Here is a 13,827-nt window from a genome sequence, read left to right on the forward strand (position 1 = left end):
GGTGGGCCCGTGACGACCCGGACCCGCCTGCCCTGCGCGCTCGCCGTCGCCGCCCTGGTGGCGGCCCTGGCCCTGACCGTGACCGTCGGCGGAACGCTCGGCGACCGCGCTGCACTGTACGGCTGGTACGCGCTCGATGCCGCGCTGTTCACGCTCGCCCTGGTGCTGCTGCGGCGGGTGCCGGACCGTCGGGCGGCGCCGCTGGTCCTGGCGGGGAGCATCCTCGTCGCCGCGACGGGGCTGCTGGCACCACCGCGCACCAGCGACGACGCCTACCGGTACGTGTGGGACGGGCGGGTCCAGGCGGCGGGGATCTCGCCCTATGCGCACGCGCCGGACGATCCGGCACTCGTCCGGCTGCGCGACGAAGGCCTCTTCCCCGCGGAGGACGGCTGCAGGGGCTGGGACGAACGGCGGACGGCGGCCGGGGACTGCACCCGGATCAACCGGCCCGCCGTGCACACCGTCTACCCGCCCGTCGCCGAGGCGTGGTTCCTCGCAGTGCACCCGTTCGGGGGCGGGGTGCGCGGGGTGCAGGCGGCGGGTGCGCTGCTGGCGGTCGCCACCACCGGTGTGCTGCTGACGACCGGTCGGGGGAGCCGCCGGGCGGCGCTGTGGGGGTGGTGCCCCGGCGTCACGGTGTGGGCGGTCAACGATGCGCACGTCGACACGCTCGGGGCCCTGCTGGTGGTCGCGGGCCTGGGCCGTGCCGCGTGCGGGCGCCCGGTGAGCGGCGGAGTGCTGAGCGGCGCCGCCGTCGCCGCCAAGCTGCTGCCGTCGCTCGCCCTGCCGGGCGCCCTGTCCGGGCTGCTGTCCGGGCGTCCGGCCAGGAGGGACCTCGTCCTTGCGGGCGCGGCCGCCGGGGCGTTCGCGCTGGCGTACCTGCCGTACGCGGCCGTCTCGGGCGCGGCGGTCCTGGGATACCTGCCCGGGTACCTGCAGGAGGAGGGGTACGGACAGGAACGGCTCGGCCGGTTCGGGCTCGTGCGCCTGGTCCTGCCGGACGGCTGGGCGCCGTGGGCGGCGGGGCTGTTCCTGGCGGCGGTCGTGCTGTGGGTACTGCGGCGGGGTGACCCCCGGCGCCCGTGGCGCGGTGCGCTGCTGGTGACCGGGACGGCCCTGCTGCTCGTGGCGCCGGCCTACCCCTGGTACGGGCTGCTCGTGGTCGCGCTGGTGGCGCTCGACGGCCGCCGGGAATGGCTCGCGGTCCCGGCAGCCGGCCAGGTGCTCTACCTGGCCGGCGGTGAGACGGTCCAGCAGGTCGCCTACGGGGCGGCGCTGGTGTGCGTGCTCGTGGTGCCGCTGCGGCGTCAACTCCTCCGGCGGCCGCCGGACCCGGCGGTGCCGCGGAGCGAGGGTGACGGCCCCGCCGGCCGGTCCCGTGCGGCGCCGGAACGCCGTTGACGCATGTCCGACGGCCTGTCGGATCAGCCGCCTGCGGGGCCCCCGGCCGTCGTACGGGCCACCTGCCGGCCGGTGCCCGGCTGCGAGCGGAGCGCGAGGAAGCGGCGGCCGTGCGAGGTCCAGCGCTCCGCCTCCGCCAGGCCGACCCTGCGGGCCCGGTGGACGGCCGCCGTTGCGCCGAGGCGGGCCCAGGTGAACGGCGGGCCCAGCCGGCCGTCCGCTCCTTCGACCCGGACGGTCGTCCGCTCGTCGACCTCGTCGGGTTCGACCTCGACCAGCAGGGTGCCGCCGGGGGCGAGGAGTTCGGCGCTGCGGCGGAGGACGGCATCGGGATCGCCGCCGATGCCCAGGTTGCCGTCGGCGAGCAGCACACCGCCCCAACGGCCCTCGCCGGGCAGCCGGTCGAAGAGCGAGCGGCGCAGGGCGAGGCCCCCGATGCGCCGGGTCCGGGCCACGGCCGCGGCGGTGATGTCGACCCCGAGGGCTGGCACCCCGAGAGCCAGGAGGGCCACCACGAGCCGGCCCGGCCCGCAGCCGACGTCCAGGACCGGTGCGGACAGCCGGGTGCATCGGAACAGCAGGTCGTGGTCGGCCCCGGCGGCGGGCGCGCACCAGCGCTCGATGTCCAGCACGATGCGGCTGCCCTCCGGTCGGCGCAGCCACAGCGGGCCGCGTCCGGTGTGCACGGCGCTGCTGAACGGGTCGTCCACCCACGGGACGGCAGGGGAGGTCACCCGGTCGCCTCCGGGGCCGCGGTGAACGAGCGCAGGCATGCGGCGAACCGGCCGGCCGGTGCCTCGGCGGCGGCCAGGCGGACGTCCCGGTGGGTGTCCACATCGGTCATCGGCGGCAGGTGCCGGACCGTCAGACCGGCGGCGGTCAGCCGTTCGAGCAGCGCGCCGCCCGTTCCGGCGGTCGACATCGGTACGCCGAGCAGCAGCCGCCGGGCCAGCCCTGCGGTGGGGCGGGCCAGTCCGAGCGCCCAGAAACCGCCGTCGGTGGCCGGCCCGTACCAGGCGTCGACACCGGAGCGTCCGACGGCGGACAGGGGTGCGGACAGCGTGTCGGCCCGCAGGTGCGGGGTGTCCATGCCGACCAGCAGTGCCGGCGCACCGGGCGCCAGCCGTTCGGCGTGCGCGAAGGCGTCCGCCAGGCGCTCGTCCAGGCCTCCGCCGCACTGCGGAACCACCTGCCAGCCCGGCGGCAGCCAGTCACCCGGCGGGCCGTCGAGCACCACCACGCGGCGGCCCGCGGGGACGGTGGAAAGGGTGCACAGCGTGTCGGTGAGGGCGGCCTCGGCCAGTGCGGCGGCCTGCTCGGGCGTCCAGGGCGGTGTGAGCCGGGTCTTCACCCGGCCCGGGACCGGCGCCTTGGCGATCACCAGCAGGATGGGAGGGGGAGCCGCCAGGACCGCCCGCATGTCCTGGACGGCCCGCACGGTGCCCCGCACCGTGCCGGTGACCTTGGAACGGCCCGCGCGGGGCAGGTAGTCCACCGGCGTCTCGGCGATCCGCATGCCGGCCGCCGCGGCGGTGAGCACCATCTCCAGCGGGTAGCCCGAGCGCCGGTCACCGAGCCCCAGGGCGAGCAGCCGCTCCCGGCGGGCGGCACGCATGGGGCCGAGGTCGTTCAGCCGGGCGCCGGTGCGGGCCCTCAGACGGCCGGCCAGGACGGCGTTGGCCAGGCGGGCGTGCACCGGCCACGCCCGTGGCGAGGACGGGCGGCGGCGGCCCAGGACCAGATCCGCCGCGTCGAGGAGCACCGGGCCGACGACCCGGGGGAGTTGGGCGGGGTCCAGGGAGCCGTCGCAGTCCATGAAGCAGACCACGTCGGCGGTGGCGCTCAGCAGCCCGGTGTGGCAGGCGGCGCCGAAGCCGCGCCGGGGCTCGGTGACGACCGTCGCGCCGAGCGAACGGGCCAGTTCGGCGGAGCCGTCGCGGGAGCCGTTGTCGACGACGATCGCCCGCCAGCCGGCCGGGACACGGCCGAGCACCCACGGCAGGGCGGCCGCCTCGTCGAGGCAGGGGAGGACGACGTCGACGTCCGTCGGGAACGGGGGTGGAGGGGTCACACGGGCCACGCTAACCGTGCCGGGCGGCCCGGCGGCGCACTCCACGCCTTACGGAAGTCCAACGTCGCAAGGCGGGTGCGGCGTTGCGCCCCACCCGGTGCTCACGCCCGTTGCGGCGCCGCCGCGAACTCCACCATGCCCTCGTCGAAGGGCACCTCGGGTCGCCAGCCGAGCTCGCTGCGGATCCGGGACGAGTCCGCGGTGATGTGCCGGACGTCGCCGAGGCGGTACTGGCCCGTCACCACCGGGGCGGGGCCGCCGCAGGCGGCCGACAGCGCCTCGGCCATCCCGCCGACCGTACGCACCTCGCCGCTGCCCACGTTGTACGCCCGGGAGGCGCCGTCCGGGCAGACGCCGATGCCTGCCAGGGCGGCGAGGTTGGCGGCCGCCACGTCCCCGACGTGGACGAAGTCGCGGCGCTGGCCCCCGTCCTCGAACACCCGCGGTGCCTCGCCCCGGGCCAGCGCCGAGCGGAACAGCGAGGCCACCCCGGAATAGGGCGTGTCGCGCGGCATCCCCGGGCCGTAGACGTTGTGGTAACGGAGGGTCATGACCCGCCCGCCGCAGGCGCGGGACCACGCCGAGGCGAGGTGCTCCTGGGCGAGCTTGGTGGCGGCGTACACGTTGCGGGGATCCGCCGGGGCGTCCTCCGCCACCGAACCGGGCCGCAGGGCCTCGCCGCACACCGGACACGGCGGCTCGAAACGCCCGGCGGCCAGGTCCTCCGGACGCCGTGGACCGGGTGCGACGTCCCCGTGCGCCGGGCATGCGTAACGGCCCTCGCCGTACACCACCATGGAGCCGGCCAGCACCAGGTCCCGCACACCCGCGCCGGCCATGGCCGACAGCAGGACCGCTGTGCCGAGGTCGTTGCAGCCCACGTAGTCCGGTGCGTCGCGGAGGTCGAGCCCGAGACCCACCATCGCCGCCTGGTGGCAGACCGCGTCCACCCCCGCCAGGGCCTGCTCCACCGTGTGCGCGTCGCGCACGTCCCCCTGCCGGAATTCCACGCCGGCCGGCAGGTCGGGCACAGTACCCGGAGGGTGGACCGCCTCCAGCAGGGCGTCCAGCACCCGGACCTCGTGGCCCGCCGCCGCGGCCGAACGCACGACTGCCGAACCGATGAACCCGGCACCGCCGGTGACCAGAATCCTCATGCCCGGCGACGCTACCCGCCGGACCGGGCCCCGGGCCGGTACCGGGCGGCGCGTCACGCTTCGGTAAGACACGCGGCGGGCCCGGGGCCGACGGCCCGGCCGTGACCGGACCGCTCCTTTGGGTCCGGTCACGGCAACGTCCGCGGCGCGCCGGGGATCAGCGCAGCCCGGCGAAGAGGTCGTTCTCGGGCACGGCCGCGCCGGTGGTGTCCTGGACCCGTACGAAGGTCTCCACGCCCATCAGTTCGGTGAACCGCTCCTTGCCCATCTTCAGGAAGAAGATGTTCTCGCCCTGACTGGCGTGCGCGGCCAGCGCGTCGAACTTCTGGCCGCCGAACTCGGTGGTGTCCACCCAGGTGGTGATCTCCTCGTCGGGCAGGCCGATCTCGGCCAGTGCGGCGGCCTCCGCCGGATCCGGCTCCTCCCAGTCCGCGCCGAACTCGCGCATGACCTCCCCGAACCGCTTCATCTGCGAGTGCGGCGCCGTCGTCCAGTACACCTTCGGTGCCATCCCGGTCATCGCCAGCGCCGCCATCGTGATGCGGTTCGCCTGGATGTGGTCGGGGTGGCCGTAGAACCCGTTCTCGTCGTAGGTCACGACCACGTCGGGCCGGTAGCGCTGCAGCAGTTCGGCGAGGCGGGCGGCGCCCTCCTCCACGGGTGTCTGCCAGAACGAACCGGGTGCCTCGTTGGCCGGCCAGCCCATCATCCCGGAGTCGGCGTACTCCAGGAGCTCCAGGTGGTCGATTCCCAGGACGTCGCAGCTGGCCTCGAGTTCCCGACGGCGCATCGCGGCCACGGCCGCCGGATCGTGCCCGGGATCGCCCGGCTTGGCACCCCCCGGTCCGTCACCGCAACCGCCGTCGGTACACGTGACGAGGACCGTGCGGATGCCCTCCGCCGCGTACCGGGCGAGGACACCCCCCGTCCCGGTGGCCTCGTCGTCGGGGTGGGCGTGCACCGCCATCAGCGTCAAGGGCCGCTCAATCATGATCATCCTCCGGTCTCGCATGTGCTTCGGGCCCAGTCTGCGCCAGGCGGGCAGGCGACCGCCCCGCAATATCGGGTTGACCGGGAGCGCGGGGGGACCGGCCCGCCGGTCGGCGGGTGGCGTTTCGGCCGGTCGGTGGATGCCCGAGGTCCCGCCGGAATGATCCTATGATCGGGCAGGGCGGCAAGGAGGTCTGACGGTGCGTCGTCTGAGCTCCCTGACCGTACCCGAACTGGCCGACGGCGCGGTGGTGCTCCGCCGGCCCGAGGTCGCGGACGCCGCGACCGTTCTCGCCGGCACCCGCGACCCGCTGGTCCGCGAGTTCATGCAAGGGGTGATCCCCCATCAGGACCTCGACGCGGCCGGGCGCCGGCTCGCCGACATCCCGGCGCGCCTGTGGGCCATGGACCGGGCGGCGTACTCCACTGTGGTTTCGGTCACGGACGGCCGCGCCGTGGGCTGGGCCGAACTCGTCGACCTGCGCCCCGAGGAGGGTGCCGCGGAGGCGGCCGTATGGCTGCTGCCTGCGGCGCGCAGCCTCAGGACGGCCGCGTCCGCACTGCGCCTGCTCTGCCGTTTCGGCTTCGATCAGCTCGAACTGGGCCGGACTGACGCGTACGCGGCTGCAGACAACATGCCTGTTCAGATAGTGGGCGCCTGCATCGGATTCCCCGCGCCGGATTCCGGCCCGGGCTGTTCCGCAGCTCGCGGACGCAGGCGCTGCACGATGCCGTACACGCGACGCTGGTACCCGAGGACCTGTGCTGACGTACCGTCAGACATGCGGGAGAGTTCGGCACGGCACGCACGACGACGGGGTGGCCCGTCGAGAGGGAGGGACCCTGATGTCGTGGGAAGCTGTTTCGCCGCCCACGGAGGCGGTGCCCGGGGGCGGTTCGGAAGTGCTGCGGTTCACCGCGCCCGCCGAGGGCCCGGGGGGCGGATCGGCCTCGCGGTCGAGGCGACCGGTGAGTTCCGGGTCGAGCGGGCCTCGGCCGGCGGCCACGCGTTCAGAAGCGGTCGCGTCGACCGGATCTTTCTGACTCGGGTCTTGAAAGCGCTCTCATCCTCGGCGCCCGGAAACGCGCAGGTCGCAGCCGGTGCTGACGCCCGGCTCGACACCCGCGCGTCGCATGTTCGCCACCGGAATGCCGTCCGGCGGCGATGCCGTCTGGGATGACGCCGCGGGTGTCCCCGTCCCCGGCATCGCCCGGGCCCTGGAAGGCCTGGCGACCCAGGCCCTGGACCCCGCCGCCGCGGGACTGCTGCCCGCCGCGCTCGTCCACCTCGACCAGCCGGAGCCCCCGCCGGGGAGGCCGCGGGCCGCCCGGCCGCCGCCGTCGGATCCGTCGGCGGCCGCCCGGCCTACGCGCTCGCCAGGCCCGGCGAGGGCTTCGGCCTGACCGCACTCGAGGACGCCGCCGCGCTCGGCGGATCCGGCACCGACGCCGGCGTGCTGCCCACGGCGGTGGCCCTCGGCTCGGCGCAGGGCCGGGAGTTGTTCGCGGTCGGCGGAGAGGACGGCGCCGTCCGGGTCTGGGACGCCGCCACCGGCGAACAGCTCCACCTGCTGGTCGGCCACACCGACCGGATCACCGCGCTCGCCGTCCTCACCCTCGGCAACCAGGCGGTACTGGCCCCGGCCGGCGCCGACGCGACCGTCCGCCTCTGGACGTCGCCACCGGACAGCCCGTCGCCGTCCTCACCGGCCACTCCGCCACGGTCACCGGTCTGGCCTTCCTGCAGCCGGACGGCGACCCGCTGCTCGCCACCTGCGCACTCGACGGCACCCTCCGCCTGTGGGACGTCTACACCGGGACGGCCGCCGGCGGCCGTCCCTCCCGGCAGGGCTGGCTCACCGCACTCGCGGCCGTGCGCCTCGACGGCCGCCAACTGCTCGCGGCCGGCGACGAGCACGGCGCCGTGGTGCTGTGGGACCCGGCCGGCCTCACCCGGGTCGCCGAGTTCGCGGCGGCGACCGGCGGCCACCCGGTCAACGCGCTGACCGCCCTCGAACCGGACGGCCTGCCGCGGCCGGCCGTCGGCCACGGCGACGGCACCGTGCGGCTGCTGGACGCGACCGCCGGGCCGTGCCGGGCGGCCCCGCCGGCGCCCGGGGACGCAGGGCTCAGACGTGACACCAGACGTTGACCAGGAGGGTGTCGCCGGGCAGTCCTGCCAGGTAGCCGTCGACGTACTGCTGGCCGCGCGGCAGTTCCGGTTCGTGCGGGCAGACGTCGGGGCCGTGGCAGGCGCCGTGGCCGTCCGGGTAGCCGTCGTCGTACCACCAGCCCTGCAGGGTGAGGACGTTGCGCCTGGGCAGGGCCCTGCCCGCCTCCCGCGCGACGAAGTCCTCCCGCGGGGTGCACCCGACCTGCGCGACCGGGTCGCTGAAGCTCAGGAAGCCGGGGCTGTAGCTCTCGGCGGCCACCGTCCGCAGGTAGTCCTCGAAAGCCCGCACGAGCGGTTGCCCACGATGGTCGGCACCGGCCCGGGCGTTGGAGTAGGTCCGGAACTCGGCCACGCTGCGGTCGTGGTAGACCGCCCAGGGTTGGGCCGGCGGCAGCTCCGCGGCCAGTTCCTGCCACCGCAGCCACGCCGAGTCGGCCAGTGCCCGGGCTCCCTCGTACGTCCCGGAGAAGTCGAGGATCTCGCGCGGGCCGCCCGCGCACCAGCCGAACTCGTTGGGAACCGCCTCGTGCCCCGCCGGCCACATGGGGGAGAACTGCCGGACCAGCCGGGGATCCCGCTCGTGGCCGGGGAGAACGTGGAAACCACCGCCACGGGCGGACCCGCCGGTGATCACCCAGAAGTCCCAGATGTCCAGGTCCTCACCGCGGGTGTAGTCGATCTCGAAGGGCGCCATCGCCTCCTCGACCGCTGCCTCCACCCGTCCGGCCTCCCGCGCCGGCAGACAGACCGTGATGCTCATTCCCGCCACGGAGGACATCAGACCACCCCGACACCCCGCGTGACCAGGGGATATTTCCTCCGCCGCGTGGAGCAGCCCTTCACCGCAGGCGCCGGAGGCCGTTGCGGAGGCGGCGTGCGTCGCGCAGGCGCTGCTCGTAGCCCGCGCCGAGGGTCAGCAGGAGCAGGCCGGCCACGGCCAGCGGGACCCAGCGCGGCAGCAGCCCGAGCACCTGGACCACCGTGGGCGCCAGCTCGTGTCCCGCCGTCACCAGCAGTGCGCCGCCGCCCAGGACGAGCGGCGCCTGCAGCCGGAACCGCACGCCGAGCACGGTCACCCCGAGCGCGGCGGCGCCCAGCAGCAGCGGACGGAGCCAGTGCCCGTCCGACCCCAGTGCCAGGACGCTCGGCGTGAGGCCGAGACCCAGGCCGGGGCCGTACGCCGACCAGGAGGACAGCGCCGCGTCACGGCGGTACCGCAGGTGCCCGACCGCCAGCGCCGCAGCGGCCGCGCCCAGGGTGTACGCCTCGGGCGTGACCACCTCCCAGAGCGCCAGCCACACCCAGGACGAGGCCAGCAGCAGGAGGGTCGCCGCGATCCCGGCCGGCACCCGCCGGTCGGGGCGCAGCGCGACCGCCGCGGCCCCCACGCCGGCCGCCGCCAGTCCGAACGCCAGCACCCCCGGGTACGCGGCCATCAGCCCGAGCGCCACCGCGGCCAGCGCGTACCCGGTGCCCTCCACCGTCCGGGCCACCTGCCGGAGCCCCGCCGGGAGGCCCGTCCCAGCACCGGCGGCTGCCGCACCGGGGACGGCCTCGACCGCACCCGCCCGACGGGCGAGCAGCGCGGCCACCGGCGCGGTGGCCGCTGCGACGCCCAGGATCGCGAGCGCGACGGACGGCTGCGTCAGACCGGCCGTGTCGCCGATCGCCGCGGCCTCGACGCCGAGGGCGAGCACGGCGCCGGCCGCCGCCACGGCAGCCGTCTGCCCGGTGGGGCCGCCACGGGTGACGGCCCGCCGGGCGGCCACTGCCGCGAGCGCCGCGCAGACACCGAGAGCGGTGATCGTGGCCGCCCGGTCCGCCGACGCCCAGACCAGCGCCAGCCCGCCCGCGACGGCCAGGCCGGCCCACGCAGCCGTCCGCCGCGGCCGCACCCAGACCACTGCGGCAGCCGCCGCGGCAAGCAGCAGCGCCCAGCCCACCGAGGCCCCGTACGGCAGCCCGACGGCCGGTGCCGCCAGGGCCACCACCGGGAGACCCGTCACCACGGCGCCGGTCGCCGGGACCTCGGCCGGCAGCCGGACGGCCTTCAGCGCGGCCACCGCACCCAGCGCCACGGCGACCAGGGCCAGCCCGACCAGCGCCGATCCCGGCACCTGCCACTGCGCCTGCGGGCCCCGGCCGGATCCGTCGCCCTGCCCCCAGACGGTGGCGGCGTGACCCAGCGGCACCAGCGCGGCGGTCAGCACCTGCGGCACCGCTCCCAGCGAGGCCGCCCCGAGCACCGCGGCCGCCGCGCACAGGACACCCGTCCGGGCCGTCCGCACGACCGACTCCGAAGTCGCCTCCGGCGCCGCACCCGTGCCGGCCTCGGCCTCGGCCATCTGCCCGGCATCCGCCCGGTGCCGCAGCAGTACGCCCACGCCGACCACCAGCAGCATCGCCGGCAGGCCGTACGCCACCGCCGCCCAGTCCCACGGCAGCAGCGGGCGCAGCGTCCCGCCGGCCGCGGCGAGCACCGCCACGGCCGCGCCGGCCGCCAGCAGCCGCCGCGCCCCGCGCGGCAGGCCGGGCAACCGGAGCGCCGACCCCGTCCCGAGGGCCGCCAGCACACCGAGCGGCACCCAGGCCGCAACGGCCTCCACCGGTCCGTGGGACGTCGCCGACCCGAGCACCGCGACGGCCCCGCCGAGCAGTGCCCACACCGCCGCGTAGCCCGCCCCGGCCTGCCGGAACCTCACCCCGCCGACGGGCCGCCCCGCCGCACGCCGCTCGGCACGCACCAGCAGCACCACGTCCAGGACCGTCGCCCCGACCATCGCCGCCGCGTACGCCTCGACCTGCTCCACCTCGGCCGCGGCCAGGGCCAGCAGCACGGGCACCCGCGTCAGCAGGAAGCCCGCCGCGAGCGGGAACCGCAGCTGCTGCGCCCGGCCGTAGGCCAGGGACCCGGCGGCGAGCAGGGCGGTGGCACCGGCCCAGTAGGCGAATCCGCCGATGCCGTCGAGCCCGGCGAGACCGGCGGCCCTGGCCGCGTAGCAGTCCAGCACCAGGAAGCCGATTCCGACGGCGGCCGCCGCCTCCGCGGTCGCGGTGAGCCGACGGCTGCGCAGCGGGGACGGAAGGAACAGGGCGACGGCCGTGAGGGCGAACAGGACGGCGCTGCGGCCGCCGATGCCCAGCCGGCCCCAGCTGACCACGGTGAACACCAGAGCGGCGACGCTCACCAGAAGTCCGCCGAGCACCAGCAGGACGGTCTGCGCCGACCGGCCGGAAACCTCGGCCGGCCCGCCGGCGCCGCCCGCCGGAGGCCCTGCGGGAGGCGGTGCTCCCCACACCGGGGCGGTGTCGGGGGCGTCCCGGCGGGCGCGCAGCCCGGCGAGCAGGTGGTCCCGGTGCCGCACCATCGCCGTGCGCTGCTCGTCCAGCCCGCGCAGCGCCATGACGACCTGCCAGAGCGCGGCGGCGTCGGCGCCGGTGAGCGGCAGCCGGCAGTGCGGGCACCGCGCGTGCGGGCCGGGGCCGAGGTCGGCGCCGCAGTCGGGGCAGGGAGCGGTGTGGGGGCTCGTCATGCGCAGAGTGTGCAGGGTCGGCCCGCCCGCGTACATGAGTACGACGACTCATCTCCGAGAAGTACCGGTACCCCGGTACGGTCAACCCGGGCCCACCGCAGTCCACCCGGGCGGGAGCCCGGGCCCGGAGACGGCGACGGCCTGCTCGACCACCGCGAGCCGGCCCCCGAGCCTCGGCTCCGGCAGCGGGCCCGGGTCCCCGTGCAGCAGCATCCGTACGGCTGCCCACGGCAGGTTCACCCCGGTCATGCGGGTCTGGTGGATGCCTGCCGCTGCCCTGGCGTTGACCTCCAGCAGCACCGGCTGCCCCTGCCAGTAGCGGAATTGGACGTTGGACAGGTACGACAGGCGGAAGTGTCCGACGATCTGCCGGGCGAGCTCGGCCACCTCGGGGTCGTCCACCAGCGTCCGGATCCTCCCCGACTTGGCCCTGGCGATCGCGCTCACCAGGGTGCCCGCCGCGTCGGACAGGCAGTCGACGCTGATCTCCGGCGGGTCCAGGTACGGCATCACGATCAGCTCGGGAACGGGATCGCCCCTGTCCCGGGCGCGCTGCAGTGCCCCCGCGACTGCGGCGACGGATGCCGTGGGCCGCGGCAGGCGGTCGAAGTCCGAGACCTCCAGCGGGGAGTCGTCCAGGATCCGGAAGCCGTAGGCGGAGTACTCGCCCGACGGTTTGACGCACAGGGCGCTGCCCGTTGCGGCGAACTCCCCGACGGCCTTCCGCAGTCCGTCGGCGTCGGACACCACCCGCCACGGGGCGATCGGCACCCCGGACTGCTCGGCCGCCGCGTACGTCCGGCTCTTGTCGGTCACCGTGCGGAGGGTCTCGGCGGGTGCGCACATGACCGCCGTGCCGACCGCCGCGAACGCCTCCGCCCGGTCGGCGAGCGCCACCAGCCGCGAGGACGGCATCAGGACGTCGATCCGGTGCCGCCGGCAGAAGTCGATGGCGAAGCCGAAGAAGGCCTCGTCCTCGACCGGCTCGGGACCCGCCGTGTCGCAGGCCGTGAACGCCACCGCCTCCCGGTCCGGATGGGTTCCGTAGACGCGGACGCGGGCGTGGTCCGGGTTGTCCCGCAACATCGGGATCAGGTGCACCCGCGCGGGCCAGATCCTGTTGAACCAGATGCGCACGTCCACCGTCCGACCTCGCTTCCGGTGCACCCGGGAGGACCGTCCTAGCGCAGCCCTGCGGCCCGCAGCCCGCCGCCTGCTGCAGTTCCATCCTGGCACCGTCCTCCGGCGGTGGCCCGACCGTCGCCGGCCCCGGCCGTCACGCCGCTGCGCCCACCCGGGCGACCTCCCGCAGCAGGGGGAGGAGCAGCTGCTCGTACGCCGTCAGCGGGCGGGCCAGGGTCCAGTTGGCCATCACGGTGCGGCGCTCGGGCGCCGGGTGGACCTCGAGTTCGGCCAGCACGCCGTGGCGGAGTTCGAGCCGGACGCACCGGCGCGCCACCAGCCCCACGCCCAGGCCGATCCGCACCGCCTCCTTGATGCCCTCGGTGCCCCACAGGTCGAGGGTCTCGGCGCCGGCCAGCTCCCAGCCGTGCAGGAGGTCGGTGAGCTGGCGGCGGGTCTGCGAGCCGTCCTCGCGCAGCAGGAAGGTCTCGCCCGCGAGGTCGGCGGGGGCGACCTTGCGGCCCGCCAGTGGGTGGTCGGGCGGGCAGATCAGCAGCATGTCCTCGCCGGCCAGCCGTTCCGAGCGGTACCGGCCGGGCGGCAGCGGGCCGCCGCTCAGCCCGATGCCCGTCCGGCCCTCCTCCAGCGCCTCGGCGAGCCGGTCGGCGGAGGTGACGGCGAGGCTGAACTGGGCGGAGGGCTCCCGGCGCCGCAGCTCCTGCAGGACGGCCGGCAGAAAGTGCCCGCCGATGGTGCCGGTGCTGCCGATGACCAGCGGTTCGGTGCGCAGCAGGGCCGCGGCATGGACGGCCTTGACGGCCCGGTCGGCCAGGGCGAGCACCTCCTTGGTCTGCGCGAGCAGGACCTCGCCGGCCAGGGTCGGGCGTATCTTCGGGCCGGACCGGTCGACCAGTTGGGTCCGCAGGGCTATCTCCAGGCTCTGCACCTGCTTCGAGACGGACGACTGGCTGAGGAACAGCACCTGGCTCGCTGCCGAGAATCCTCCGCATTCGATGACCTTTGCGAAAATCGCCAGTTGATTGAGATTCAGTCGCATCGTGGCCTCGCTCGCGTCCGGAGGGTGTGGGACACAGGGGTCGGCGCGGCGCCCCGCGGCGCGGCCGGTAGGGCAATGTACCGTGCACCGGGCCCGCGCCACAGCGTCGGTCCACCTGGGGATTTGCTGGAAGCGGGCACGGGTGCGCGCCCGTCCGCCCTGTCCCGCACACGTGTTGACGGCCCATCGGGCGGCCGTCCGGCGGTGGCTGCGGCGGGCCTCCGCCCCGAGTCGAAGGGCCCGCCGGTGCCGAAAGGGAGAAGTGAGGGAGCGCAGCGACGGAGCATGGGGGCACCTCCCGGCCGTCAGGCTGGGGGAGA

The 13,827-nt window shown here is 75.9% G+C and carries 11 protein-coding genes and 3 pseudogenes; 5 read left to right on the top strand and 9 right to left on the bottom strand.

Translation table 11 applies throughout. The features are described 5' to 3' along the window. The first annotated feature begins 9 nt into the window (after positions 1 to 9). A complete protein-coding gene (locus ACQ614_RS34465; RefSeq protein WP_431683043.1) occupies positions 10 to 1,404 on the top strand; it encodes a glycosyltransferase 87 family protein in 1,395 nt (464 codons plus the stop codon). 23 nt (positions 1,405 to 1,427) lie between these two features. Here ACQ614_RS34465 and ACQ614_RS34470 read toward each other — a convergent pair whose 3' ends face one another. The 5 genes and pseudogenes from ACQ614_RS34470 to ACQ614_RS34490 form a co-directional block, all read right to left on the bottom strand. Next, the gene (locus ACQ614_RS34470) at positions 1,428 to 2,138 is read right to left on the bottom strand and encodes a methyltransferase domain-containing protein (protein ID WP_431683044.1); all 711 of its coding nucleotides are present in this window, start codon (positions 2,136 to 2,138) and stop codon (positions 1,428 to 1,430) included. Beyond that, complete coding sequence (locus tag ACQ614_RS34475; protein ID WP_431684105.1) at positions 2,135 to 2,785, bottom strand: TIGR04282 family arsenosugar biosynthesis glycosyltransferase; 651 nt, start codon at positions 2,783 to 2,785, stop codon at positions 2,135 to 2,137. Before ACQ614_RS34475 ends, ACQ614_RS34470 begins: the two co-directional genes overlap by 4 nt. Then, a pseudogene (locus ACQ614_RS34480) lies at positions 2,765 to 3,484 on the bottom strand (glycosyltransferase family 2 protein); the annotation flags it as partial. The gene ACQ614_RS34475 and the pseudogene ACQ614_RS34480, both read right to left, overlap by 21 nt. A 92-nt stretch (positions 3,485 to 3,576) precedes the next feature. Next, complete coding sequence (locus ACQ614_RS34485) at positions 3,577 to 4,632, bottom strand: NAD-dependent epimerase/dehydratase family protein (protein WP_431683045.1); 1,056 nt, start codon at positions 4,630 to 4,632, stop codon at positions 3,577 to 3,579. A 157-nt stretch (positions 4,633 to 4,789) separates the two neighbouring features. Next, complete coding sequence (locus tag ACQ614_RS34490) at positions 4,790 to 5,623, bottom strand: PIG-L family deacetylase (protein ID WP_431683046.1); 834 nt, start codon at positions 5,621 to 5,623, stop codon at positions 4,790 to 4,792. 199 nt (positions 5,624 to 5,822) lie between these two features. On the opposite strand from ACQ614_RS34490, the gene ACQ614_RS34495 reads away from it, so the two are divergent. The 4 genes and pseudogenes from ACQ614_RS34495 to ACQ614_RS34510 all read left to right on the top strand — a co-directional run bounded on the left by ACQ614_RS34495 (position 5,823) and on the right by ACQ614_RS34510 (position 7,774). Further along, entirely contained in the window at positions 5,823 to 6,803 is a 981-nt protein-coding gene (locus tag ACQ614_RS34495; protein ID WP_431683047.1) for a GNAT family N-acetyltransferase, read from the top strand. A gap of 288 nt (positions 6,804 to 7,091) precedes the next feature. Then, positions 7,092 to 7,283, top strand: a pseudogene (locus tag ACQ614_RS34500) (hypothetical protein); the annotation flags it as partial. 8 nt (positions 7,284 to 7,291) lie between these two features. Then, positions 7,292 to 7,417, top strand: a pseudogene (locus tag ACQ614_RS34505) (WD40 repeat domain-containing protein); the annotation flags it as partial. Between the two features lie 78 nt (positions 7,418 to 7,495). Continuing rightward, entirely contained in the window at positions 7,496 to 7,774 is a 279-nt protein-coding gene (locus tag ACQ614_RS34510; protein WP_431684139.1) for a hypothetical protein, read from the top strand. On the opposite strand, the gene ACQ614_RS34515 is transcribed toward ACQ614_RS34510, so the two are convergent. From ACQ614_RS34515 to ACQ614_RS34530, 4 genes are all read right to left on the bottom strand, one after another. Further along, entirely contained in the window at positions 7,752 to 8,555 is an 804-nt protein-coding gene (locus ACQ614_RS34515) for a hypothetical protein (RefSeq protein ID WP_431683048.1), read from the bottom strand. The genes ACQ614_RS34510 and ACQ614_RS34515 overlap by 23 nt on opposite strands. Positions 8,556 to 8,634: 79 nt before the next feature. Then, positions 8,635 to 11,328, bottom strand: a complete 2,694-nt coding sequence (locus ACQ614_RS34520; protein WP_431683049.1) for an SCO7613 C-terminal domain-containing membrane protein — start codon at positions 11,326 to 11,328, stop codon at positions 8,635 to 8,637. Positions 11,329 to 11,409: 81 nt separating this feature from the next. After that, positions 11,410 to 12,471 (bottom strand): ATP-grasp domain-containing protein, encoded by a 1,062-nt coding sequence (locus ACQ614_RS34525; protein WP_431683050.1) that lies wholly within the window; start codon positions 12,469 to 12,471, stop codon positions 11,410 to 11,412. 133 nt (positions 12,472 to 12,604) lie between these two features. Beyond that, entirely contained in the window at positions 12,605 to 13,507 is a 903-nt protein-coding gene (locus tag ACQ614_RS34530; RefSeq protein ID WP_363491311.1) for a LysR family transcriptional regulator, read from the bottom strand. Positions 13,508 to 13,827 lie beyond the last annotated feature (320 nt).

Origin of the sequence: Kitasatospora dryopteridis (assembly GCF_050749075.1) — a bacterium.
In the GTDB taxonomy this organism is placed as follows: domain Bacteria; phylum Actinomycetota; class Actinomycetes; order Streptomycetales; family Streptomycetaceae; genus Kitasatospora.